Here is a 24,875-nt window from a genome sequence, read left to right as displayed (position 1 = left end):
AGGGATTATGAATTTATCAAATATTATTACTGGCATTGATATTAGCAAAAATAAACTAGATATCCATATTCATCCACTTGGACATCATAAAGTATTTGAAAATAACGTTCAAGCTATTGATCAAATAATCGACTTTTTGCGTTTACATAACGTAACCAAAGTTCGACTTGAAGCAACTGGTGGGTACGAAAAATTATGTGCTTATACTTTATTAAGCCATGGTTTTGAAGTATATGTCATTCAACCAAGATGGGTGAGAGATTATGCAAAAAGCCTTGGTATTGCTACTAAAACTGATAAAATAGACTGTAGCATCATCTCACGTTATGTTAGTAATACAGACATGCGTGTCACTCCTTCAAAAGTTAGTAGTATTGACTGTTTGAAGCAAAAATTATCTCGCAGGAATCAACTAGTAGAAATAGCAAAAATACAAAAAACCCAAGCTCATCAAGTAACCGATTTATCTATAATCAAACAAATGGAAGAGCTACTTGCAGTTTTACAAAATCAAATTCAAGTCTTAGAAGATGAGGTAATGGAATTAGTCGATAAAAATCAAGAGCTTAAAAAAAAGTACATGTCAATAACTAGTATACCTGGTGTAGGTGCAATAACAGCTATTACTTTTATTTGTTATCTACCCGAGCTTGGAACTCTCCAACATAAAGAAATATCCAGCCTTTCCGGAGTTGCACCTTTTAATCGAGATAGTGGTTTTAGTAAGGGAAAAAGGTGTATTCAGGGTGGTAGATCACAAATTAGAAAGGTTTTACATATGTGCATTCTTAGTGCGCAAAGGTACAATTCTTATATAAAAATCTTCTTTGATAGGCTATACAATCAATATAAAAAACCATATAAAGTTACCTCTACTGCTGCAATGAGAAAATTACTTATCCTTGCTAACTCTTTAGTAAGAGACGGTAGACTGTTTACTGAGGAGTATAGCCCTAAAACTGCTTCTATATAGCAATAGCATAGCTGTGAATAAGTACGCCCACACAAATTTTAAGTACTTATTCACAGCTACATCAATTTTTCTATTGACTTTTAACACAACTGCTACAATGTCCTCTTTGCAACCTGTACTCAGTTACAATTGGCTTAATTTCTGGCAACTCTGCCTTCTGATGAATAATTTCATCTTCTAAAGTAATCTTACCTCCACACATACAAATTGTATCAATTGTGCATCTCACTACCTCGTCTGCAGCCATTAATTCACGCTTATGCACCTTATGTCCTGGCTGACCTCCTGGTTTTTTATCACTTTTCTTTTTTGCTTTCTTACGATATATATCTCGTGATGGTGGCAGCGATGAATTTTGCGAATTTAAGCCCAATTTGTCTTCTAATTCAACTATTTTTGCTTTCAAGCTATCATTTTCTCTGATCAGTGCTTTTATTTCTTCCTTGAGATTAGCGTTTTCTGCTACAACCTTTTCTTGCAGCACTGTTGTCATTTACCCATTCCATATTTAGATTCCTATCTCTTTACACTTTTATACTTACTTTGTAAACCACCTTATCTCCGTGAACGGTTACACAAAACTATTTTATATATTAAGTAATAAAGTTATTAATTTATAGGTTCTTCTGAAAAAATCATCTTCTTCTAGATAAGAACTCCCTAAAAAAATAAATGTAACAAATAAAATGCCCATCTCAAATGTTGCTATATTTCACGATATTTCCTTAACTTGACGCGTATGGTTTATTTAACACTTCCAATAAAAAAAATATCAAAGTCATCATATTATATCACGAACCTTTTCCAAGACTTTTTTCATATTTTCGCTTGAAAGTGGAATTAAGCCAAGCCTAGATAAATATCCACCTTCAGTACTAATAGAGTCTATAACTTCTCTAATGAATTCCCTTAATCCATCAACAGTATCTAAGTGTTCTTTCTTTATATAAAGATATAAAGGCCTTGCTAACATATACTCCCCCGATGATATATTTTTATAAGTTGGCTCAATTCCTGCGATTGTGCTTCCTTGAATCTCATCTTGGTTTTTCGCTAAAAAGCTGAAGCTAAATATTCCTAAAGCATTTTTATTGCTCTTCAATTTTTGTATTATTATGTTTTCATTAATTCCAACTTCTATATATCTTCCATCATCTCTGATATTACTACATGCTTTCTTTCTTTTTTCTTGATCTTGATAATTCTCTTTGAAAATCCTTGAGTTCATACATGAATATTGATCAAGCATAATAAAATTAATCAAAGTTTCATGTGTACCTGTATTTTGATGTGGGCCATAGATTTTAATTTCTGTTTTTGGTAGAGCTTGATTTACATCAGACCAAAATTTCTTGTTATTCTTTACTAATCTATCATTGTCTTCAGAATATGAAGATAAAGTTTCAAACAGGTCATTTTTTGTAAAATCAAATCTATGGCTTTGATTTGAATTTGCAATAACAATTCCATCATAGCCAATTATGATCTCTATTACTTCATTCACTTTATTTCTTTTACATAATTCTCTCTCTACTTCCTTCATAGGGCGAGATGAAGTAGTGATATCTGGTGTGCCTTCCCCTATTCCTGAACAAAACATTTTGAACCCTGATCCACTTCCTATCGATTCTACAACTGGAGTTTTAAAGGAAAATATACGGCTGAATTCTTCAGATATAAATGAGATAAAAGGAAAAACAGTTGAAGATCCAACAATTCTGATATATCTTCTGGCATCAACATTTGACAGTGGGATGAGTAATACAAATGCAAAAATAAGGAAAAGGCGTTTCAGCATCGTTTTCGCTCAAGAGTGTAAACTTAATTATCGTAATAAAAAATCAAACTGAAAAGCTTTTTTTCTAGATTTCAAAAGGTATAACGATCAAATGTGTGCGTAATGATGAGATCTGAATCACAGCATTCATACAACTGTATCTATATCGAATCTTCTTATGTTTTTCAATACTGAAAAATTCTTTCATATTAACTTAATGATGCAATATATCCTTTTCTTTAATAGATAAGTCATCATCGACTTTTTTTATATTATCATCAGTAATGTTTTGTATTTCCTTTTTGGCAACATGAAAATCATCTTCTGAGATTTCCTTATTTTTCTTCATTTCCTCTATTTCTTCCATAACATCTCTGCGTATATTTCTAATTGCAACTCGTGCATTTTCAGAAAATTGATGCAATAATTTCACTAATTTTTCACGAGTTTCTTGTGTTAAGTCTGGAAGAACTATACGTATAGTATTTCCTTCAACAACAGGATTTAAATTCAGGTTAGCATTGATTATCGCATTTTTTACTTCACCGATAACAGTAGCATCCCAAACTTTAACTGATAGAGTTTTGTTATCTATAGCTGAAACGCCTGCAACTTGGTTCAGTTTTTGATGTCCACCATAGATATTTACAACTATACCATCAAGTAATGATGCGTTAGCTCTACCAGTACGTACACCTTTCATATCATCGTGAAAAGACTGAATAGTTTTTAGCATTCTTTCTTTTGTTTTAGCTTTTATTTCGTTTAACATAAATTACCTAATGTTTACAATCTGAAACTATAGTATAAGTGCCTTGACCCTTAATAATATCAACCATTTTTTCTCTTTTTAAAGAAAAAACTACAATTGGGATAGAATTCTCACGAGCAAGTGAAATTGCTGATGCATCCATAACTTTTAAATCACGAGTTAGCAGATCTGTATAAGAAAGCCTATCATACATCACAGCATTCTCATTTTTTTTTGGATCGGCAGAATATACACCACTTACTTGAGTACCTTTTAAAATAACATCACAATTCATTTCAACAGCACGTAAAGCTGCAGCTGTATCTGTAGTAAAAAATGGGTTACCTGTGCCTGCTGCAAAAATGACCACTCTACCTTTCTCTAAATGATGAATAGCCTTCCTTCTTATATAAGGCTCACATATAGTAGTCATGGGTATAGCAGACAACACCCTAGAGACTATAGAGCTTTTTTCTAAAAAATTTTGCAAAATTAAAGCATTAATGACAGTACCAAGCATTCCAATATAATCACTGCTTGCTCTTTCACAGCCACTTAAAGATGCTGATGCACCACGAAAAATATTCCCACCACCAACAACAATACAAACTTGAACTCCGAGATTACAAACTTCAACTATGTCTTTGGATAGTTTATCTATAACTTCCATATCATGGCCAAATAGCTTTGATCCCATCAAAGCCTCCCCAGAGATTTTGAATAACACTCTGGGGTACTTTACTTCTGAAGTTTTGTTACTTATTTGCACCATCCAAAGTAAGTAACTTATAATTAGCTAATTTAACAGCACTTGATTCTATAAAATCAGCAATCTTCATTTTATCATCTTTTATAAACTTCTGCTCTAGCAGAACAACTTCTTCATAGTATTTAGCCATTCGTCCATCTACTATTTTTTTCGCTACCTCTTCAGGTTTATTTAAGCTCTTTACTTGCTCCTCGATTATAGAACGCTCATTTTTTAATTTTTCTTGATCTAAATCATTTATAGATAAAGCTTCAGGTTTCATAGCAACTACATGCATAGCTATTTGCTTTCCAATCTCTTTTTTATCACCAGATGACTGCAATGCTACTAAAGCACCAATCTTACCTAAGCCAGGCATATCACCATGTACGTATCCAGAAATAATCCCATCTTTAGTCTCTAGGTAGCAAAGATTGCTTAACTCTAACTTCTCACCAAGAACCGATGTACCACTCATAATAGCTTCCTGCACTGTACAAACATCTTCATATTTGGCATTTTTTAACTCATCAAGACTAGTACAACGTTCTTGACAAGCAATTGATGCTAAATTTGAAACTAATGCTATGAACTTCTCATTTCTAGCAACAAAATCAGTTTCACAATTGACTTTAACCAATACACCATAATTTTTAGCCAAGCACATAGCAATAAGCCCATCCGAAGCTACTCTATCAGACTTTTTGTCAGCTTTAGCAAATCCTATTGTACGTAACCTATCAACGGCTTTCTTAATATCACCATCACACTCTTCTAACGCTTTCTTACAATCGCTTAAGCCAAGCCCTGTTCTATCGCGTAATTCCCTTATACTACTTGAATCCATCTTCATTTACTTACTATTACCTCCCTTTCTGTTTCAACCTTAATACGCTTCTTTTTAGTTTGCACAATATCCTCTTCTTTTTCTTGAATAAGCTCATCATCCTTAACTCTAGACCTTGTCAAACTAGACTCTATTCCAGCTAATATAGAATCAGCAACTAATTTACAATAGAGCTCTATTGATTTTCTTGAATCATCATTTCCTGGTATAGGATAGGCAATACCATCTGGGTCAGAATTGGTATCAAGTACTCCAACTACAGGAATACCCAGTTTTTTGGCCTCTTTAACCGCTATATGCTCTTTGTTAGTATCAATAATAAATAAAATATCAGGAACTGCTCCCATTTCTCTAATTCCACCCAATTCTTTATCAAGCTTTTTTCTTTTCTTTTCAATGTTTCCTAATTCTTTTTTTGTTAAGATGCTATCTTCATCATTGGATATTTTCTCATATTGTATCAAAGTTTTTATCGAAGAAGAAACAGTGTTCCAATTAGTCAGCATACCACCAAGCCATCGATCATTTACATAATACTGACCACAACGAACTGCTTCACTTGCAACAATATCTAAAGCTTGAAATTTTGTACCAACAAATAAAATGCGACCATCTTGAGATGCAACATCGTATAAAGCTTTCATCGCCGCCTCTAACAATGGTAATGTTTTTCGTAAGTCTATTATGTGTATACGATTCTCTTGATGTATACCATATATATATGGGGCCATTTTCGCATTCCAGCGACTAACTTTATGGCCAAAATGCACACCAGATTCAGCTAAATCACGTATAGTGACTTTAGGCAAATTTGTCATATTTACTCCTCCAAATAGTTTATCCTCCATGGCATAACCCTAACGGGACTACTTGCACAAGCCATGTGTGAAATTAAGTTATTTACATAGTAATAAAAAAGACAAAAAAGCGCAAACAAAAAATATTGACAAGTGGCAACACGTTGATTAGCTTTAAGGTTGCAAACGTTAAAAAGCAATGGGGGGTGTAGCTCAGTTGGTTAGAGCGCATGCCTGTCACGCATGAGGTCGTGAGTTCAAGTCTCATCACTCCCGCCATTACAGCAGAAACATCTTAAAATTCTTTAACTTTCTTATTAATTTGAATTAATTTCTTTCAGAGACTTGACATGATATTGTAATTGCTGCTTAATCTATTTAATTTTATCATTAATAATTGGGATTAAATATGTTCATTTCTGAGGTTTTTGCGGCAGATGCGACTAACAATGTATCAGCATCTGTTGCTAGCTTTATTCCACTCATTTTAATATTTGTAGTATTTTATTTTCTCATTATTCGCCCCAATCACAAAAAACTAAAAGAACATAGAAGGATGATAGATCAAATAAAACGTGGTGATACGGTTATTACTTCTAGTGGAATAATAGGTGAAGTAAACAAAGTTGACGAAGTAAATGCACAACTAATACTAGAAATAGCACCAAAAATTGAAATAAAAATCCTAAAGTCTGCTATATCTGAAATCTTAAATAAAGAAATTCAAAAGCCAGTAGCTAAATCTATTGAAAAAAGCAAAGTTGAAAAGAATGGCAAGAAAAATAAACTAGAGGAAAGTAAAAAAGACAAAAATGCTTCATAATTTAAGAAGTGTGTGGAATATTAGGTATAGTAAGTAGCGGTGATTCAGTAATACCAACTTTACTAACCGCGTTGCAAAAATTGGAATACAGAGGGTATGACTCTTCAGGTATAGCAATTATAAATAATAGAGGTAAGATAGAAGTAAAAAAATCAGAAGGTAAAGTTGAAAGATTGTGTGAAGTTGTTCATGAGAGCAAGATATCTAGTAGCAAAGTTGGTATAGCACATACTCGTTGGGCTACACATGGAGCTCCAAATCTTAAAAATGCTCATCCCATTTATATAAATAATGTTGTTGTTGCTCATAATGGCATAATTGAAAATTACAATATATTAAAAAAGGATCTGGAGGAAAAGGGAGTATCTTTCCACACCGATACTGATACAGAAGTGATACCAAACATATTAACTTCATATCTTGATGAAGGGTTATCACCAGTTGATTCTATATTACAGTGTCTAAACAATTTACAAGGTTCACTTGCTTTGGCTTTATTATTTGCAGAATATCCAGATACTTTATTTGTTGCAAAAAGAAATTTGCCTTTAGCAATAGGATATAACTGTAATAAAGTGTTTGCTGCTTCTGATACTAATACTTTGAATTCATTTGTAGAAAAAATATTGCATTTAGAAGATAATGATATTGCAGTAATAAAATCTAACGAATTCAGTATATATAATAATGGTATACAAGTTAAACGCAGAACAGAAAATAGCAGTCCAAGAAATTTTCTAATTAGTAAAAATGGTTACCCTAGCTTTATGCTAAAAGAAATTTTTGAGCAACCGTATGCATTAAACAAAACAATAAATCAATTTTATAAACAATATAAAGAAATCAACAAAGAATTATTTTCTGAACTAGGTTACATTACTATAGTTGGATGCGGTTCATCCTATTTTGCTGGACTAATAGCAAAGTGTTGGCTGGAAAGTATTGCTCAAATTCGGGTATATCTAGAAATCTCGTCAGAATTTAGGTATAGCAGCGTCAAGCTCGAAGAAGGTAGTATTGGCTTATTCATTTCTCAATCTGGTGAAACTGCAGATACTATGGAAGCACTACGTTATGCGAGATTGCAGAAACAAATGATCATTAGCATAATTAATACATTTAATAGCAGCATAGAAAAAGCCTCAGATATTGTATTGCATACTCTTGCTGGACCTGAGATTGGTGTTGCTTCGACAAAAACCTTTTCTACGCAGCTTGCAATTTTAGCATGCTTTGCTGTAGAGCTTGGAAAAATAAAAGGTATACTGGGTAGAGAGAGGATAAAGGAACTAAGCGGTGCTATTAATTCCATTCCCGAACATGTAGAGCATGTTTTGAATGTGATGGAAATACAACATATATCAGGCAGTATATTAGAGCACAATAATATAATTATAATTGGGAGAGGAAGCTCATATGGAGTTGCAATGGAAGGTGCATTGAAGATAAAAGAGCTTTCATATATCAACACAATTGGTATTGCAGCGGGAGAAATGAAGCACGGTTCTATCGCCTTGATAGACTCTACTGTACTTGTTATCGCAATTATTCCTTACGATAATTTATTCTTTAAAACGCTATCCAATATACAAGAGATTATTGCAAGAAAAGGTAAAGTAATTGCCTTTAGTGATAAGCAAGGAGCACCGCTCTTAAAGGGAATTTGCATAGATGTGGTGCAACTTCCAGAAGTTGACAATTTTGTTTCTCCAATTATCTACAGTGTTGCTATGCAATTTCTTGCTTATTCTATTGCAGAAAAAAAAGGGTTAGATGTAGATTGTCCGAGAAATTTAGCTAAATCTGTCACAGTTGAGTAACTTATTTAAAGTGAGTTGCTAATTAACAGCTCTAATTGTCAGTTATAAATTACTGAATTTTACTAATAAATTCATTGCTATCATTAGCCCTCTGCGAAAGAATATGTAACTAATGTAAGGATGAGAGAGGCTAAAATCCACGCCTCAAATTAACAAGATTTGCCATTATGGTTACCAGACACAACTTAATCTAGCAAGCAAGAATTAACTAACAGAAAAATTGAAAACTAATATCAGTCTCTTATGTAATGCTACTAATATTTTTCTAAAAGCAATATGTTTTCTATTTAGGAAAGTCTACATCGCCATAACAATATTTACTAGAATGAGGTCTTGTCTCATTGTAAAAACACAACCAATGATCAACGTCTATCTGAAGATCTTCTAATGAATTGTAGATTGTTTTACAAAAAAAGAGGAGTAAATGAGAGTTCAGTAACTTGATTATAGAGTTGTACTGCCTTTCCATATTTGAAGCAAGTTGTTATTCTATCTCAAACCGTAGCACAAAGTAAATATGGCAATTTACACTAAAATTTTCTGTTTATGATTTATATTATGTAAAGATACTATTTGACCTTGAGCTTTAAAGATATTATGTAATAGCATTATTTAATATGCGAGGTTTATTATGGCTAAAGTAAATGCAGGTGAAAGCGTAAGAAAGCTCAAAGAAATTAAATTTCAGCTTATGTCACCAAAAAAGTCCAAAAGTAGTCAACAAATGTCACCAAAACGGAGTCGGAATTCTGGTGAAAAGCTATGGAATGCATTAGAATCATTACAAGAAGCAAAATCAGAGTTAAAAAAAAGAAAGTTTGAAATAGAACTAAAAAAAGACACTGAAATATCAGACGAAGGAATAGAAAAAGTAGTGGAATTGGAAAGGAAAACAGAAAAAGAGATAGAAGAAATAGCAATGCCAATATCAACGTTACTACTTAAGGAAACAATAATAAAATTACAAGGAACAAAAATAATAAATTTTTTAAAAAAATTAGAAAAACAAGTAAAAGAAATGCAAGAATTATGTAAGAAACTAGAATTAAATGCTAAAATAGAAGAAGAAGATCTAAATAAGCTCGAGGACATAAAGAAAGAATCAGAAAAGTGTTGCAGAGAGTTAGTGAGCTATATGCCTAATTCAAATAATCCTAGAATGTTGTACACTGCTGTTATTGGTGTTGGTCTTGCTGTTGGGCTGGTAGCAAGTACTATACTTGAACATACAACTAGACTAAGTATGTTAGCAATAATTGGCATAGCTACATCATCTGCACTCGTAGCTGGTGGTGCTACATATGCAGCACTAAGACCTAATACTAAAATAGATGAATCAAAAGAAGTCCAAATAAAGAGTTCTCATCACTCACTTTCCTAATCACACTTTAATTCAAACTTTATCAGTTTTATTCAAGTTGCTTCTAAAAGGAGAATATCAATGGTGTTCTCCTTACTGATTTGGTTAAAATGCAGAAAACGCCTATGTCAAAATTTACACAGATGTTAAGTGCTGCCACTAATTCCCAGTTAGTACAATTTGTGTATCTTATTGACATATTTAATTTATTCTGTTACAATTTTTAGTAATTAGGTTGGGGTAAAACAATGAAGAGTTTTAAATGGCTACTTAATCAAGTCAGACTTTCATGGATTAGCTTAATATCAAAAGTAAAGAGCTTTTTTCAAACTAACGATACACATTATCAAACAACTGCTAGCAATGGAAATGATCATACAAGAAAAATAAGTGTAGAAAATACAATAGAGGCGAAAGTTAATGAAGAGGATGTATGGTATGATTCTCTGAAAGAACAAGAGCCAGGTGAAAAAGAAAGAGATCTGGATGAAGAAGAATTTTTTGATGCTATTGAAAATTTGGATGAAGAGGAAGTGAGTGCTAACATAGAAGGAAAAGAGTATGAAAAAAATAAGTATAGCTCTTTTCATAATGGTCCAAACGGGTTAAAATAAGAGTTTATAGTAGTGAAGGTAAGTATGCCAGCAGCATATAGTTATGATTTAAGAAAAAAAGCAATGGAAGTGCTAGACGAAGGGGAAAGCAGAGAAACGGTAGCAGCAAGATTTAAAATTGGAAGAACTACATTATGGGAGTGGCAGCAAAGAAAAAAAGAAACAGGAGATTTTCAGTCGAAAAAACTTGGAAATGGAGGTTATAATCACAAAATTACCGACTGGAATAAATTTACTGAATTTGCCAAAAAACACGGTGGAAAAACTCTATCGGAAATGGCTAAGCTTTGGAGTAATGTTAGTATCCCAACGATTCATCGAGCTCTTAAAAAAATTGGACTCACACGAAAAAAAAGACATATGGATACAAAGAAAGGAATGAAGAAAAACGTGCTGAATTTTTGAAAATTATAGCAACAAAAGAACCTCAAAACTTAGTATATATAGATGAATCTGGTATTGATAATACCGAAGACTATCCCTATGGATATTCTCAGAAAGGACAGCGGTTTTATGCCCTAAAATCTGGAAAGAAAACTCAACGAATTAGCATGATTGCAGCTCTAAATGGTAGAAAAATAGTTGTTCCGTTAACATTTGAGGGCCATTGTAATATGGATATCTTTAATAAATGGTTTGAGCAGTTTTTGACACCGATTTTGGAACCTGGACAAACTGTTATCCTTGATAATGCTACTTTTCATAAGTCTAATAAGATTTGCTAAAGGAGTTGGTGCTGAAATTTTGTATCTTCCTACGTATTCCCCAGATTTCAATAAAATTGAGCATCATTGGTTTGCTATAAAAAATAGAGCTAGGAAAAACATCCCTCTATTCACATCTTTTCGTCATGCTGTTGATTCTGCTTTTCTATGAACTTTCCGGGTAACCGTTCACGGATTGTGAGAATGAATTAAAGAACTAAGCAGTGACAGCTACTAGATTCTGTAGCTTTTGAAAGGGGTTCTGGCCATTTAGACGTGATGTCAAAAATATCGACAACATTCTTTCCACGAATCTTTCTCCACGTTCTGACCAGGTGAAAAAGCTGTTTTTACGATAAATTACGTACCGTCTAATTTGCCGTTCTGCAAGGTTATTAGTTGTTTCTATCACTTCAGGTTTTCTTAAAAACTTCCACATCATATCCTCAGATCGTAACATCTTAGCGGCCATTCTTGAAGCTTGAGTGCTATTTGCAACCCTCGTCATTTTACGTAAAAAATGTTTTACCCTTTTCCGAATTTTTCGCACCAGTCGATAAAATCTCAAATTATCTATCAAATTTTGTTTTTTTGCCTTATCTACTACAAACACCTTATTGCTGAGCGATTTTAGTGCTTGGCCAATTTTGCTCACTTCAACATTTTTACTATGGGCAAATCTCTCAAAATCTCTTGCCAGATGTGCCCAACATATCTGTCTATTTTCACGATTGAAGTAATTGTATACAGCGTATCTATCGCTCACAACTATACCATCATATTCTGGCAGTAAACTCTTCAACACCTTCTTACCACGAGACTCGCTTACCTTCAGAAGTGTCAACGCTTTGTTTGTTATTACCCAACTCCAGCCTCTCTTTCCTTGATTTCTGTGCCCTGTTTCGTCTATATGCAAATACTCGCTTCCTTGCAACTCTTCCTTCATTTTCTCATATTCAGATGCACACTTCTTCGATACCCTGCGTTCAGTATTTGAGACTAAACCAAGGCTTATATTTAGATTAAAAATACTGCCCAAAATTTGCTGTACCTCTCTTTTTGAGTTAATAAAAAAGCCGCTAAGGCTGCTTATAACTGTTTTAGCATTGGGTCCTAGAAAATCTCTTGCAACACCTTCGGGTAAATTTGCTGTAATTCTTTTATTACATACTCTTATATGTTAAAAACAAGTCTTTATAAATGTCACGAAATGGCGGTATAAAGACACGCAGAGAGGAGGAACCGTACATACTCTTGGTCATAAGGACCGTTTTGCAGCAAGGTTCTCCTCTCTGGTTTATTATACTGAAAGTTCCGAACAACTGGTTGAGCTTTTAGGCTCGTATATAAGGGTGGAAAATGCAGTATACACATTATTTATGGAGGGATTATGAATTTATCAAATATTATTACTGGCATTGATATTAGCAAAAATAAACTAGATATCCATATTCATCCACTTGGACATCATAAAGTATTTGAAAATAACGTTCAAGCTATTGATCAAATAATCGACTTTTTGCGTTTACATAACGTAACCAAAGTTGGACTTGAAGCAACTGGTGGGTACGAAAAATTATGTGCTTATACTTTATTAAGCCATGGTTTTGAAGTATATGTCATTCAACCAAGATGGGTGAGAGATTATGCAAAAAGCCTTGGTATTGCTACTAAAACTGATAAAATAGACTGTAGCATCATCTCACGTTATGTTAGTAATACAGACATGCGTGTCACTCCTTTAAAAGTTAGTAGTATTGACTGTTTGAAGCAAAAATTATCTCGCAGGAATCAACTAGTAGAAATAGCAAAAATACAAAAAACCCAAGCTCATCAAGTAACCGATTTATCTATAATCAAACAAATGGAAGAGCTACTTGCAGTTTTACAAAATCAAATTCAAGTCTTAGAAGATGAGGTAATGGAATTAGTCGATAAAAATCAAGAGCTTAAAAAAAAGTACATGTCAATAACTAGTATACCTGGTGTAGGTGCAATAACAGCTATTACTTTTATTTGTTATCTACCCGAGCTTGGAACTCTCCAACATAAAGAAATATCCAGCCTTTCCGGAGTTGCACCTTTTAATCGAGATAGTGGTTTTAGTAAGGGAAAAAGGTGTATTCAGGGTGGTAGATCACAAATTAGAAAGGTTTTACATATGTGCATTCTTAGTGCGCAAAGGTACAATTCTTATATAAAAATCTTCTTTGATAGGCTATACAATCAATATAAAAAACCATATAAAGTTACCTCTACTGCTGCAATGAGAAAATTACTTATCCTTGCTAACTCTTTAGTAAGAGACGGTAGACTGTTTACTGAGGAGTATAGCCCTAAAACTGCTTCTATATAGCAATAGCATAGCTGTGAATAAGTACGCCCACACAAATTTTAAGTACTTATTCACAGCTACATCAATTTTTCTATTGACTTTTAACACAACTGCTACAATGTCCTCTTTGCAACCTGTACTCAGTTACAATTGGCTTAATTTCTGGCAACTCTGCCTTCTGATGAATAATTTCATCTTCTAAAGTAATCTTACCTCCACACATACAAATTGTATCAATTGTGCATCTCACTACCTCGTCTGCAGCCATTAATTCACGCTTATGCACCTTATGTCCTGGCTGACCTCCTGGTTTTTTATCACTTTTCTTTTTTGCTTTCTTACGATATATATCTCGTGATGGTGGCAGCGATGAATTTTGCGAATTTAAGCCCAATTTGTCTTCTAATTCAACTATTTTTGCTTTCAAGCTATCATTTTCTCTGATCAGTGCTTTTATTTCTTCCTTGAGATTAGCCTTTTCTGCTACAACCTTTTCTTGCAGCACTGTTGTCATTTACCCATTCCATATTTAGATTCCTATCTCTTTACACTTTTATACTTACTTTGTAAACCACCTTATCTCCGTGAACGGTTACCTTTCCGGATTATTATGAAAAGAGCTATACTATAGTCTACAAGATGGTCTACAAGAAAAAAATGAATTTGATCACACAACACACACTCTTACACTTGCTTTTGAAATTGAAAAGCCATTTCCAGACTCTGACCTTAGTAAATTTAAGTTATGCGAACTTAAGCAAAATGGTGATAAATATACGTTTATCTTAGAAAATGATCAGAAAAATCGAATAGAATTACACTCTGAATATCTCAATATTTATTTTCCTAAGTATTTTGAGAAACACAGAAAAAAAGGAGCTTACACCGAACTTTTTTCTCAAGAAGAAAATAGAATTAGCAATGATATTATAATACCGCTACAAGTTCCAAAAGAAGCAAGCATACTTACCAAAGAGTGCAATTGGTTAATAAGAAAGGTTGTAGGTGAAATACCATATTATCCAGTGGGCAAATCGCTTGAATACTGCAGGAGTCGTGTAAATTTCTTTCTTAACTTAAACAATATTATGTCTTTTTCTCTAAAATCAGCAAAAGCACAATATGCAGCTATGCTATCAGGTACTCCAACAGAAACAAACTGGCCAATAAAGGATATTCTAGTCAGAGGTAGTTTTATTAATCAGCATATTCCTAGAGTTGAAGAAGCTTATATTGATAAGCATTATATAGTTGAAGAAACTTTTGAAGTAGTTAACGTAGAATGTGCATCAGAGCTGAAGATTTCTCAACCTAGCATATAGCCTTATATTCTTTCATCAGCATGATATAATTTTGTGCAGATTGTGTAATATGTTTTATTTCTTCATTTGACATTTTTTTGAAGAATTGTGCTGGCCTGCCAGCCCATACTTCACCACTTTTTATCACTTTTCCATGTGTCACCAGTGAACCAGCAGCTACCATAGCTTCAGACTCGACAATCGCATGATCCATTATAACAGAGCCCATACCAATAAATGCTTTATCATGTATCGTGCATGCATGTAACACACAAAAATGTCCAACCGTCACCATACTACCAATAATCGTGTCACCGCCTGGATTTCTATCTACATGAATTACGGTGCCATCTTGAATATTCGTTTCATCACCTATTTCGATTGATCCAACATCTCCTCTGATCACACAATTAAACCAGATACTCGCATTCCTTCCTATTTCAACGTTACCTATAATACGCACACCATCTGCGATAAAAGAACTTTCATCCATTTTTGGTTCATAATCTTTGTATTTTAAAATGTGATAGCTCATAATTTAAATAAGGTTTAATACATACTTGGGTTCCAGTAGTCAAGTTACTCGGGTAAAGATATTCTTGACTTATGATCCTTATGCTCCTAAAATCTTTATTTTTAGCTCTATTTATAATGTCAGTAACAGTACTTAGTGTACTTCAAATAATATTAGTTGTTGTATTGGTAATTTTAGTGCTCCTGCAGCCACCTGGAAGTAGTTCATTAAGTGGCTTTAGTAATTCACAACAGGGAATGAATTCAATAATTCCGGTAAAGTCTTCTGAAAATCCACTCAGTAGAATAACTTCTATAGTTGCTGGGCTGTTCATTATAAATACACTGTTACTATCAGGATTATGTTCAAAAGATGTACATAAAAAATCAATTGCAGAGAAGATTATATCAGAAAAGAAGCAAGAAAGCCAATCAACTTCTGTTCCATTTGAAAATTAATGAAAGAAACCAAGTTTATCTTTGTTACAGGTGGAGTTGTTTCATCACTTGGTAAGGGTTTAGTTGCTTCAAGTGTGGGAGCACTTCTTCAAGCTCATGGATTCAATGTTCGCATCAGAAAGCTTGACCCATATCTCAACATTGATCCTGGAACAATGAGCCCAGCTCAGCACGGGGAAGTATTTGTTACTGAGGATGGTGCTGAAACTGATTTAGACCTTGGACATTACGAGCGTTTTACTAAAATTAAAGCAACCAAGGACGACAATATAACAACTGGTAAAGTATATAATAAATTATTAAAGAAGGAAAGGTGTGGTGATTATCTAGGCAAAACTGTGCAAATCATTCCTCATGTGACAGATTTAATCAAATCTTTCATTTTTAATGGTACAGAAGATTTAGATTTTGTAATATGCGAAATAGGCGGAACCGTAGGTGATATTGAAAGCCAACCGTTTTTGGAAGCTATACGCCAAGTTAATTATAAACTAGGAAAGCAAAAAGTTATCCTTATTCACTTAACTTTAATACCATATCTCACTGCAGCACAAGAATTAAAGACAAAACCGACACAGCATTCAGTTCGAGAGTTAAACTCTGCGGGGTTACAACCAGATATTATATTATGTCGCAGTGAAAAAGAAATTTCCGATAATCAAAAAGAAAAGATAGCCAATCTTTGCAATGTTTCTTTATCTAACGTAATACCTGCTCCTGATGTAAACCATATATACGAGTTACCGTCCTTGTATAATCAATGTGGGCTCGGGACACAAATTTTGGATCACTTTCACTTAAGTAAGCCAAAACCAAGCTTACCTGAATGGGACCAAATAGTACACTCTATGAGACATCCAACACAAGAAGTTATCGTTTCCATAGTAGGAAAATATACTGAATTTCCTGACGCATATAAATCACTGATTGAAGCATTAAACCATGGTGCAATTAGTAATAAAGCTAGAGTGAAGATAAATTGGGTCAACTCAAGAGAAGAGAATGGAAAATCTATAGATGCAAAGTTTATCAGAGAAAAATTACAAAGCTCTAATTCAGTCCTTGTTCCAGGAGGATTTGGTGATAACGGAATAGAAGGTAAAATATTAGCAATAAAATATGCCCGTGTAAATAACATTCCTTTTTTAGGAATATGTCTTGGTATGCAGCTTGCAGTGATTGAATTTGCTCGTAACGTTATTAAGCTTGAAGATGTACACTCTGAAGAATTTTATACTTGCAAACACCCAATCATCAAGCTCGCTGATGGTAAGAACGTTGATCTTGGTGGAACCATGAGACTTGGAACATACAAGTGTAATGTAAATCCAAATTCAAAAATGGCAAATGTGTATAGTAGTGTCACTATTTCAGAAAGACACAGACACAGATATATAGTTAATTTAGATTATAAAAATAACTTAGAAGAGAATGGAATGATATGCAGTGGTATATCAGAAGATAAAACATGCATAGAGGCAGTGGAGCTAAAAAATCACTCATGGTTTATTGGTGTGCAATTTCATCCAGAATTTCAATCAAGACCATTTTCTCCTCATCCTCTCTTTACATCATTTATTAAGGCAGCTATTGACAATAGAGTTTAATAGAACTGAATAAACTCTATTCTAATAGAGAGGTAAAAAATGTTACTAAGAAATAGTAAAGATAGCATTACATATGGATCTGCGACCTTCGAGGAATTGAATAGGCATGTAGAACAAATAATATATAAATTAGAGGAGGATCAAATTATAGAGGATATAATGGAAGAAGTAGTTGTAGCTATAAACGAACTAAAATCGGTAGAAGAAATAAAAAAATATTTAAAGCGAGAAATAGATAGCCTTGTAAAAAGGACAATAGTCCTTAGTGAATTCTATAACCTAGAAAAAATAGAAAAGCCAAGAAAAGAAAATTATATTTACCCAAGCACCTAATGTTTAAGTACCAATACATGGAACTTGCCATAGAGCAAGCAAAACTTGCTCAGAAAGATGGCGAAGTGCCAATAGGTGCTGTAATAGTTAATGGAAACAATATCATCTCCTCTGCACACAATATATCTAATGATCCAACTGCACATGCAGAAATGTTAACAATTAGACAAGCATTTTCAACTTCCACGCTTTATGAAGCTGAAATGTACGTAACGTTAGAGCCGTGCCCGATGTGCGCTCAAGCTATCTCTTTTGCAAAAATTAAACGTCTGTACTTCGGGGCTTACAATCCCAAAGGTGGAGGAGTTGAAAACGGCACTAGAATATTTCAATTCTGTAACCACATACCTGAAGTTTATGGTGGAATATTAGAAACAAAATGTTCTCTTTTGTTAAAAGATTTCTTTGAGAAATTGAGAACTTAGTTTAAGATGTGTGAGATTGTTTCAATATTTTTTGAGTAAAATCTGTAGTAACCGTTCACGGAGATAAGGTGGTTTACAAAGTAAGTATAAAAGTGTAAAGAGATAGGAAGCTAAATATGGAATGGGTAAATGACAACAGTGCTGCAAGAAAAGGTTGTAGCAGAAAACGCTAATCTCAAGGAAGAAATAAAAGCACTGATCAGAGAAAATGATAGCTTGAAAGCAAAAATAGTTGAATTAGAAGACAAATTGGGCTTAAATTCGCAAAATTCATCGCTGCCACCATCACGAGATATATATCGTAAGAAAGCAAAAAAGAAAAGTGATAAAAAACCAGGAGGTCAGCCAGGACATAAGGTGCATAAGCGTGAATTAATGGCTGCAGACGAGGTAGTGAGATGCACAATTGATACAATTTGTATGTGTGGAGGTAAGATTACTTTAGAAGATGAAATTATTCATCAGAAGGCAGAGTTGCCAGAAATTAAGCCAATTGTAACTGAGTACAGGTTGCAAAGAGGACATTGTAGAGTATGTAATAAAAGAATTACAGCAAATTTACCCGAAGGTGTTGCAAGAGATTTTCTAGGACCCAATGCTAAAACAGTTATAAGCAGCCTTAGCGGCTTTTTTATTAACTCAAAAAGAGAGGTACAGCAAATTTTGGGCAGTATTTTTAATCTAAATATAAGCCTTGGTTTAGTCTCAAATACTGAACGCAGGGTATCGAAGAAGTGTGCATCTGAATATGAGAAAATGAAGGAAGAGTTGCAAGGAAGCGAGTATTTGCATATAGACGAAACAGGGCACAGAAATCAAGGAAAGAGAGGCTGGAGTTGGGTAATAACAAACAAAGCGTTGACACTTCTGAAGGTAAGCGAGTCTCGTGGTAAGAAGGTGTTGAAGAGTTTACTGCCAGAATATGATGGTATAGTTGTGAGCGATAGATACGCTGTATACAATTACTTCAATCGTGAAAATAGACAGATATGTTGGGCACATCTGGCAAGAGATTTTGAGAGATTTGCCCATAGTAAAAATGTTGAAGTGAGCAAAATTGGCCAAGCACTAAAATCGCTCAGCAATAAGGTGTTTGTAGTAGATAAGGCAAAAAAACAAAATTTGATAGATAATTTGAGATTTTATCGACTGGTGCGAAAAATTCGGAAAAGGGTAAAACATTTTTTACGTAAAATGACGAGGGTTGCAAATAGCACTCAAGCTTCAAGAATGGCCGCTAAGATGTTACGATCTGAGGATATGATGTGGAAGTTTTTAAGAAAACCTGAAGTGATAGAAACAACTAATAACCTTGCAGAACGGCAAATTAGACGGTACGTAATTTATCGTAAAAACAGCTTTTTCACCTGGTCAGAACGTGGAGAAAGATTCGTGGAAAGAATGTTGTCGATATTTTTGACATCACGTCTAAATGGCCAGAACCCCTTTCAAAAGCTACAGAATCTAGTAGCTGTCACTGCTTAGTTCTTTAATTCATTCTCACAATCCGTGAACGGTTACAGTTTTTTTTCGTTTCCTTTCTTCCTTATACCACTTTTCCTTAACTTGACGCGTATGGTTTATTTAACACTCCCTTCCTTTCTGGATTACAGCGTCACGCGCTGGAATGACACCTATTTGTTTTAGTAGTTCCTTTCCTGTCATTCAAGTAGCCTTTTCTTGTCATTCCAGTGCCCAGACACTGGTGCTCACAAGCAAACTAATCATAGGAGGTATTATAATAAAAACAACGTTTTCAATGAAACTACATAAAGCAAGTGTCACGAACCGGAATGACACCTATTATTGTTTTTACTTTATATCTTTATTTGTCTATCTTATTTTGCCATTCTGTTGAACGAATACAGGAAAATAAACTGTAATATCTAACTTTGATGCAAAAAGATTAACATATAACACGTAAAAGTTACTGAATCACTTTAGCCATATATAGAATTATTTTGTTAAATATTCTCTACTCCCAGGTTTCATTATAGGTAATTGTTTTAATTCACTTGGCAGTTCTTCCTCGCTATAGTTTTTGATATTTAGTTCAATCAAAGATATTACAGGAAAGGGCAGTTTTGTTTCACTATTTCTCTTGATCAAAGAAGCTCCAGCAACAACTTTACCTCCCTTCTCTTCTGCACATTTTACTGCTTCAAGTGAAGATTTACCTGTGGTAATCACATCTTCAATTAGTAAGATTTTCTCACCTTGTTTAATCTCAAATCCACGGCGTAATTCAAATTTACCATTAACACGTTCGCAAAATATTGTTCGGATTCCAAGCTGTCTACCAATCTCATAACCCACGATTATTCCACCAATCGCAGGAGATAGTATTAAATCTATGGGTTCAATAAGCTCTTTTCTTATTTTATTCGCCAATAGCTCACAAACGTTCATTGCTCTGCTTGGATTTTCAAAAATTTTAGCGCATTGTATGTAAGTGTTGCTGTGCAGCCCTGACGAGAGTACAAAATGTCCGTGCAAAATCGCACCAGCCTCTTCAAATTCTTTTATTATTGTATTATCTAATATCATTCTTGAGTTTGAAATTCTTTATTAATTATCTGCGTTATACAGATATCAGACCACACATTTATTGCAGTTTCAAACATATCAATGATTGTATAAATAGGCAAAATCAATCCCATAATGTACAAAGGAACATTCATTGATACCAAATAACTAGTTGCCATAAAATAGCACCCCATCGGCACTCCAGCGTTACCAATTGCAGCTCCTGTAGCTAAAAAAATCCATATGAACATCTCACTTAAGGAAAATGTGTGCCCATTCATCTCTGCAACAAACATCACTGTGATTAAAATAAATGCAGCACACGCATTCATATTGACTGTTGTGCATATTGGTAGAATAAAAGATGACAATTTCTTTGGTACCTTTAGCTGATTTTGCACACATTCTATAGTTGTAGGCAGCGTTGCACTAGATGATTTAGAAAAAAACGCAAGTGTAAGTGCTGGCATCACACCTTTCATCGTTTGAATTGGTGATATACCTTTATACCACATGAGTAGTGGCAAAATCACAAATGCTTGCACGAAATTTGCAGACATTATGCAAGCAAAATACCAAAAAAGACTATGGAATTCGCTGCCACCTTTTAACTCGTATAAAAAACATGTGATAAAAGACCATACAGCAAGAGGAATAAACTTTAATAACCCTTGAGCAATTCTAAGAAGTGTATCAAATAGTGCAGAAAATATTTGGTGTAATATATCTTGTTTTTCTTTTGAGAGCGAAATAATAGCTCCACCCATCAAAAAAGCAATCAATATGCTGCCAATAACATTATTTTCAAGAAAAACTTGCACAAAATTCGAAGGAATGAGTGATTTTAAGTATGAAAAGTAATTGTGGTTGCTGTCACTCACACTTTCTATTGTGTTACTTATGAAATTTTTTCTTACTGGATCTATGAATAAATAGAAAGATAGCGCAACAAATGCAGCTATAATGGTTGTAAGCAGCGTATAAAACAGCGTCTTCTTAAGTAATACTTTAATTTCAATTGAGTCTTTAAGCCCTGAAATTGTGGACACTATAGATAGAAAAACTAAAGGTAAGCTAATCAATTTCAACAGACTGATGAATATATCGCTAAATAGCTTTGCTATTTCAAATATTACTTCATTGTTTAAATAGTAAGCAATTACCGCAAACAGTATAGAAAAGAGTATTGCAAGTTTGCGCATTGAAAATAAAACCTCAAAATAACATTATATAACAATTTTTGGAATTAGGTTAAGATAACTTTACAGATGAAGGAAAAATGAGTAACATTTCATTATTAATTAAATATACATAGAAGAAGGTATGGGTCCAGAAATTAAAAGCGTTTAAAGTCTTATGGGATAGCAGCTATAATAGGAACACTTATAGGCTTTAGTTTAAACTTTGCAGCTTTATCACCTTTAATCATAGGCGGAATTATTTCTTTGGTTTCTACATACTCATTTCTCATTTTAATTACTTCCAGAGAAGATAGTCTTAAGCATTATGAAAAAACAAGCCAAACAAAGCTAATAGCTTATTTTTTATGTACCTTAGCTACCACTGCCGCAGTAGGGATTGGTCTTGGTGCAGCTATAGGTACTATTTTTCCTGCTGTAATGTTAAATATAGAATCAGCAGCTTTGATGAGTGCAACAATAGGAGTTATTGCACCAGTTGTAAGTCTTTTTGCATTAGGTTTATTAGCATTGACGGCTGAAAAAATAAATGAATGTATTATAGAACCTACAGTCGAAAAAATAAAAGAATGCTTTTCTTCAAAGGAAGCATAAATTATCCTCGCAAAATAGTGTACCTTGGACTTAAATTGAAGTGTACTCAATTGAAATAGGTCATATTAGAGAAGGTTAGAAGTTACCTACCCAAAACCCTTATCTCCCACTCAAGTTCAATGTTAAATTTATCTTTTACTGCATCTTTTACTCTGTTGCCAAGGTTTTCTAAGTCAAGTGCAGTTGCATTATTGTAATTGAGTAGAAAATTACAATGTTTCTTAGAAATTTTAGCTACACCATTATCTAATCCTCGGCAGCCAGATTCATCAATCAGTTTCCATGCCTTGCAGCCTATTGGATTTTTGAATATACAACCAGCAGTTTTTCCTCTTACTGGTTGGCTTTTATTTTTTTTATCAATAACTTCTTTCAATCTTTGAAATATAAGCTCATACTCTGAACTTACTCCTTTAAATTCAGCTTCAATAAAAATCCACCTGCCTTTTAGACTATGTCCACGATAAAAATATCCCATTTCTTCGCTGGAGAACTCATATAGGTTTCCATCCTCTAGGTTTACTGCTTTTATGGATTGTACAACACTTGCGATATCACTACCATATGCACCTGCATTCATTTCTATTCCACCGCCAACTGTTCCTGGAATTCCAGCAAGAAACTCAAGCCCACTAATTTGCTGTTCCCCTGCAAAGTAGGCAAGGTTACTAAGCAGTGCAGCACCACCTGCAACTATGGAGCTATTATCTTTACATTTAATATACGCAAATTCCTTACCTAATTTCACCGTTATTCCTCGAATGCCACTATCTCGAATTATTATGTTGGATGTTGCACCGATAACGCTAATTGGTAACTCCGCATCTTTTATCAAGCACATTAGATCTTCAATGTCACGTGGCTTAAATAGTACATCAGCTTGGCCACCAACATTTAACCAAGTCATTTTAGACATTGAAACATTATAACGGTAGATTCCACATACTTTAGGTAAGCTTATAAGCATTTTGATTTTAACTCTAATCCTGCATCCATACCCATTTTTTCTGCATCTTCTACAAACGAAGTGCGTTCAGTAAAGTATATAACTCTCTCGCCCGCTAACATACAATAAAGATGTAGCATGTTTTCACTCACATATTCTGCTAAAGCTGCAAGCGGTGTAAAGCATGAACCATTTACTGTCTTCATGAAACTGCGCTCTGATTTTGCCCTTACAAAAGACATATTATTATTAATTTTCTCTAAAAGATCGATAACTTTTATATCATTCTTTCGGCATTGAATGCAAATTGCCCCCTGCCCTACTGCGCTTAACATGACTTTTGGTGGCAATACCTCTGTAATTAAGTGATATTTTTTTAATCTTATCAGCCCTGCTTCAGCTAAAATCATTCCATCAAAATTCTGATTTTGCAGTCTAGTTGTCACATTTCCACGCAGTGTCACTACATTTAAGTCTGGCCTGAGATTTAACAGCTGAACTTTTCTTCTTATTGAAGAAGTTGCAATTGTAGCCTGCTGTGGCAAAGTTTTTAGGCTCTTATATTTATGAGAAATAAATACATCACATGGACTTAGCCTCTCTAAAACACAAGGAATTGTTAAGTCCTTCGAGAAAAACGCAGGTACATCTTTTAGCGAATGAACCGCCATATCTATATTATTTTTTAGTAATTCAGCCTCAATCTCCCTGAGGAACAGTCCTTTACCTCCTATTTCAGCAAGGGTTACATTAGCATATTTATCACCAGAAGTTTTGATTTTAATGATCTCAACGGATAGATTAGGAAAAGACTCTAATAATCTTTGTTTTGCTTCCAAAGCTTGGATGATCGCAAGGTCGCTTCCTCTCGTACCTATTTTAACTAGCATATATCCTTCATATTATATGTCTATATTCTATGTCCATTTTTTATTATCTCCAGTTTAGTTATTGAATACTTTATAATTAGTGCATAGTATCACGAACATTTAGTAATCGACGAGTATGTATGTTTGATATTTTAAAAGATTCTAATGGCAGATTTAATAAAAAGAATATTTTACCTCTTGTAGGTGCCACTGTCGCTATTATTCTAACAGCATTAAGTGCAGTAGTAGCAATTCCCAGATTTTCCTCTCACCCCTCTCTATCTAGTCCTCTCGGTTGGAAAGATCCAAGTTATAGTGAATTTCTTGCTATTCACATACCAGCTACCATAGTTACTTTCTCAATACTTGGTTTATGCATTTACCTTCCGATTGATAGCATTAGAAAAAATAAACAAATAGAGAATCTTAAAGCTACCTCTGAACCTCATTCATGGATTTATAATGATATTTTAGAAAAACAAACGCAGACCATCAATTATAGATCAGGGCTTTAGGCGGTCCTAATCTTTTAGGTGCTTGTGATTAGCAACTAT

General features: G+C 33.9%; 26 protein-coding genes, 1 tRNA gene and 3 pseudogenes. 16 read left to right on the top strand and 14 right to left on the bottom strand.

Annotated elements, in window-relative coordinates:
- The first annotated feature begins 7 nt into the window (after positions 1 to 7).
- The gene (locus OPR58_RS03435; protein ID WP_265023004.1) at positions 8 to 973 is read left to right on the top strand and encodes an IS110 family RNA-guided transposase; all 966 of its coding nucleotides are present in this window, start codon (positions 8 to 10) and stop codon (positions 971 to 973) included.
- Between the two features lie 70 nt (positions 974 to 1,043).
- On the opposite strand, the gene OPR58_RS03430 is transcribed toward OPR58_RS03435, so the two are convergent.
- The 6 genes from OPR58_RS03430 to rpsB all read right to left on the bottom strand — a co-directional run bounded on the left by OPR58_RS03430 (position 1,044) and on the right by rpsB (position 5,914).
- A complete protein-coding gene (locus tag OPR58_RS03430) occupies positions 1,044 to 1,466 on the bottom strand; it encodes a DUF6444 domain-containing protein (RefSeq protein ID WP_265022563.1) in 423 nt (140 codons plus the stop codon).
- A gap of 288 nt (positions 1,467 to 1,754) precedes the next feature.
- Positions 1,755 to 2,771 carry a substrate-binding domain-containing protein gene (locus tag OPR58_RS03425; protein ID WP_010407224.1) on the bottom strand — a complete coding sequence of 339 codons (1,017 nt, stop codon included), beginning with the start codon at positions 2,769 to 2,771 and terminating at the stop codon, positions 1,755 to 1,757.
- 193 nt (positions 2,772 to 2,964) lie between these two features.
- Positions 2,965 to 3,522, bottom strand: a complete 558-nt coding sequence (gene frr / locus OPR58_RS03420; RefSeq protein WP_265023003.1) for a ribosome recycling factor — start codon at positions 3,520 to 3,522, stop codon at positions 2,965 to 2,967.
- Positions 3,523 to 3,529: 7 nt separating this feature from the next.
- A complete protein-coding gene (gene pyrH, locus OPR58_RS03415) occupies positions 3,530 to 4,273 on the bottom strand; it encodes a UMP kinase (RefSeq protein ID WP_010407219.1) in 744 nt (247 codons plus the stop codon).
- Positions 4,257 to 5,102 (bottom strand): translation elongation factor Ts, encoded by an 846-nt coding sequence (tsf, locus tag OPR58_RS03410; RefSeq protein WP_265023002.1) that lies wholly within the window; start codon positions 5,100 to 5,102, stop codon positions 4,257 to 4,259. The genes pyrH and tsf overlap by 17 nt, the downstream gene beginning before the upstream one ends.
- Positions 5,099 to 5,914 (bottom strand): 30S ribosomal protein S2, encoded by an 816-nt coding sequence (gene rpsB / locus OPR58_RS03405; protein WP_064085438.1) that lies wholly within the window; start codon positions 5,912 to 5,914, stop codon positions 5,099 to 5,101. Before rpsB ends, tsf begins: the two co-directional genes overlap by 4 nt.
- Positions 5,915 to 6,095: 181 nt before the next feature.
- On the opposite strand from rpsB, the gene OPR58_RS03400 reads away from it, so the two are divergent.
- The 3 genes from OPR58_RS03400 to glmS all read left to right on the top strand — a co-directional run bounded on the left by OPR58_RS03400 (position 6,096) and on the right by glmS (position 8,536).
- Positions 6,096 to 6,172 (top strand) — tRNA-Asp (locus OPR58_RS03400).
- 130 nt (positions 6,173 to 6,302) lie between these two features.
- Positions 6,303 to 6,716, top strand: a complete 414-nt coding sequence (gene yajC / locus OPR58_RS03395; protein WP_006012489.1) for a preprotein translocase subunit YajC — start codon at positions 6,303 to 6,305, stop codon at positions 6,714 to 6,716.
- Between the two features lie 8 nt (positions 6,717 to 6,724).
- The gene (glmS, locus tag OPR58_RS03390) at positions 6,725 to 8,536 is read left to right on the top strand and encodes a glutamine--fructose-6-phosphate transaminase (isomerizing) (RefSeq protein ID WP_010407205.1); all 1,812 of its coding nucleotides are present in this window, start codon (positions 6,725 to 6,727) and stop codon (positions 8,534 to 8,536) included.
- Between the two features lie 241 nt (positions 8,537 to 8,777).
- Here the strand turns inward: glmS and OPR58_RS11260 are convergent.
- Positions 8,778 to 8,954, bottom strand: a pseudogene (locus tag OPR58_RS11260) (IS481 family transposase); the annotation flags it as partial.
- A 213-nt stretch (positions 8,955 to 9,167) separates the two neighbouring features.
- On the opposite strand from OPR58_RS11260, the gene OPR58_RS03385 reads away from it, so the two are divergent.
- The 3 genes and pseudogenes from OPR58_RS03385 (at position 9,168) to OPR58_RS03375 (ending at position 11,386) form a co-directional block, all read left to right on the top strand.
- Positions 9,168 to 9,917, top strand: a complete 750-nt coding sequence (locus OPR58_RS03385) for a hypothetical protein (protein WP_265023001.1) — start codon at positions 9,168 to 9,170, stop codon at positions 9,915 to 9,917.
- 227 nt (positions 9,918 to 10,144) lie between these two features.
- On the top strand, positions 10,145 to 10,510 hold the full coding sequence (locus OPR58_RS03380; protein WP_265023000.1) for a hypothetical protein: 366 nt from the start codon (positions 10,145 to 10,147) through the stop codon (positions 10,508 to 10,510).
- A gap of 24 nt (positions 10,511 to 10,534) precedes the next feature.
- Positions 10,535 to 11,386 (top strand): annotated as a pseudogene (locus tag OPR58_RS03375) (IS630 family transposase).
- Positions 11,387 to 11,431: 45 nt separating this feature from the next.
- Here OPR58_RS03375 and tnpC (OPR58_RS03370) read toward each other — a convergent pair.
- Entirely contained in the window at positions 11,432 to 12,370 is a 939-nt protein-coding gene (gene tnpC / locus OPR58_RS03370; RefSeq protein ID WP_265023147.1) for an IS66 family transposase, read from the bottom strand.
- 234 nt (positions 12,371 to 12,604) lie between these two features.
- Here tnpC (OPR58_RS03370) and OPR58_RS03365 point away from each other — a divergent pair, with 234 nt between their 5' ends.
- The gene (locus OPR58_RS03365) at positions 12,605 to 13,570 is read left to right on the top strand and encodes an IS110 family RNA-guided transposase (protein WP_264336652.1); all 966 of its coding nucleotides are present in this window, start codon (positions 12,605 to 12,607) and stop codon (positions 13,568 to 13,570) included.
- A 70-nt stretch (positions 13,571 to 13,640) separates the two neighbouring features.
- On the opposite strand, the gene OPR58_RS03360 is transcribed toward OPR58_RS03365, so the two are convergent.
- Entirely contained in the window at positions 13,641 to 14,063 is a 423-nt protein-coding gene (locus OPR58_RS03360; RefSeq protein ID WP_265022588.1) for a DUF6444 domain-containing protein, read from the bottom strand.
- A 100-nt stretch (positions 14,064 to 14,163) separates the two neighbouring features.
- Here OPR58_RS03360 and OPR58_RS11255 point away from each other — a divergent pair.
- Positions 14,164 to 14,871, top strand: a pseudogene (locus tag OPR58_RS11255) (hypothetical protein); the annotation flags it as partial.
- Here the strand turns inward: OPR58_RS11255 and OPR58_RS03350 are convergent.
- A complete protein-coding gene (locus OPR58_RS03350) occupies positions 14,861 to 15,385 on the bottom strand; it encodes a gamma carbonic anhydrase family protein (RefSeq protein WP_010404888.1) in 525 nt (174 codons plus the stop codon). The pseudogene OPR58_RS11255 and the gene OPR58_RS03350 overlap by 11 nt on opposite strands.
- A 116-nt stretch (positions 15,386 to 15,501) precedes the next feature.
- Here OPR58_RS03350 and secG point away from each other — a divergent pair, with 116 nt between their 5' ends.
- From secG to tnpC (OPR58_RS03325), 5 genes are all read left to right on the top strand, one after another.
- Complete coding sequence (secG, locus tag OPR58_RS03345) at positions 15,502 to 15,822, top strand: preprotein translocase subunit SecG (RefSeq protein ID WP_265023162.1); 321 nt, start codon at positions 15,502 to 15,504, stop codon at positions 15,820 to 15,822.
- The gene (locus OPR58_RS03340; protein WP_265022999.1) at positions 15,822 to 17,429 is read left to right on the top strand and encodes a CTP synthase; all 1,608 of its coding nucleotides are present in this window, start codon (positions 15,822 to 15,824) and stop codon (positions 17,427 to 17,429) included. Before secG ends, OPR58_RS03340 begins: the two co-directional genes overlap by 1 nt.
- 39 nt (positions 17,430 to 17,468) lie before the next feature.
- The gene (locus tag OPR58_RS03335; protein ID WP_007302591.1) at positions 17,469 to 17,762 is read left to right on the top strand and encodes a hypothetical protein; all 294 of its coding nucleotides are present in this window, start codon (positions 17,469 to 17,471) and stop codon (positions 17,760 to 17,762) included.
- A gap of 17 nt (positions 17,763 to 17,779) precedes the next feature.
- Entirely contained in the window at positions 17,780 to 18,187 is a 408-nt protein-coding gene (locus tag OPR58_RS03330) for a nucleoside deaminase (RefSeq protein ID WP_010404879.1), read from the top strand.
- Positions 18,188 to 18,316: 129 nt separating this feature from the next.
- Positions 18,317 to 19,672 (top strand): IS66 family transposase, encoded by a 1,356-nt coding sequence (tnpC, locus tag OPR58_RS03325; RefSeq protein WP_253309750.1) that lies wholly within the window; start codon positions 18,317 to 18,319, stop codon positions 19,670 to 19,672.
- A 471-nt stretch (positions 19,673 to 20,143) separates the two neighbouring features.
- Here tnpC (OPR58_RS03325) and pyrE read toward each other — a convergent pair whose 3' ends face one another.
- Together pyrE and OPR58_RS03315 are read right to left on the bottom strand one after the other, a co-directional pair.
- Positions 20,144 to 20,734, bottom strand: coding sequence for an orotate phosphoribosyltransferase (gene pyrE / locus OPR58_RS03320; RefSeq protein ID WP_010402118.1), 591 nt, complete (start codon positions 20,732 to 20,734; stop codon positions 20,144 to 20,146).
- Entirely contained in the window at positions 20,731 to 21,915 is a 1,185-nt protein-coding gene (locus OPR58_RS03315) for a dicarboxylate/amino acid:cation symporter (protein ID WP_010402120.1), read from the bottom strand. The genes pyrE and OPR58_RS03315 overlap by 4 nt, the downstream gene beginning before the upstream one ends.
- 243 nt (positions 21,916 to 22,158) lie before the next feature.
- Here OPR58_RS03315 and OPR58_RS03310 point away from each other — a divergent pair, with 243 nt between their 5' ends.
- Positions 22,159 to 22,506: a hypothetical protein gene (locus tag OPR58_RS03310; protein WP_265022998.1), complete on the top strand. Its 348-nt coding sequence runs from the start codon at positions 22,159 to 22,161 to the stop codon at positions 22,504 to 22,506.
- 82 nt (positions 22,507 to 22,588) lie between these two features.
- Here the strand turns inward: OPR58_RS03310 and murB are convergent, their stop codons facing one another.
- Positions 22,589 to 23,473 carry a UDP-N-acetylmuramate dehydrogenase gene (gene murB, locus OPR58_RS03305; RefSeq protein ID WP_064085265.1) on the bottom strand — a complete coding sequence of 295 codons (885 nt, stop codon included), beginning with the start codon at positions 23,471 to 23,473 and terminating at the stop codon, positions 22,589 to 22,591.
- Positions 23,464 to 24,342, bottom strand: a complete 879-nt coding sequence (gene hemC, locus OPR58_RS03300; RefSeq protein ID WP_265022997.1) for a hydroxymethylbilane synthase — start codon at positions 24,340 to 24,342, stop codon at positions 23,464 to 23,466. Before hemC ends, murB begins: the two co-directional genes overlap by 10 nt.
- 119 nt (positions 24,343 to 24,461) lie before the next feature.
- On the opposite strand from hemC, the gene OPR58_RS03295 reads away from it, so the two are divergent.
- Positions 24,462 to 24,836: a hypothetical protein gene (locus tag OPR58_RS03295; RefSeq protein WP_010405308.1), complete on the top strand. Its 375-nt coding sequence runs from the start codon at positions 24,462 to 24,464 to the stop codon at positions 24,834 to 24,836.
- Positions 24,837 to 24,875 lie beyond the last annotated feature (39 nt).

It is taken from the genome of Wolbachia endosymbiont (group B) of Ischnura elegans, from assembly GCF_947251585.1.
GTDB lineage: Bacteria > Pseudomonadota > Alphaproteobacteria > Rickettsiales > Anaplasmataceae > Wolbachia.
This window is presented reverse-complemented; position numbering and strand designations above follow the sequence as displayed.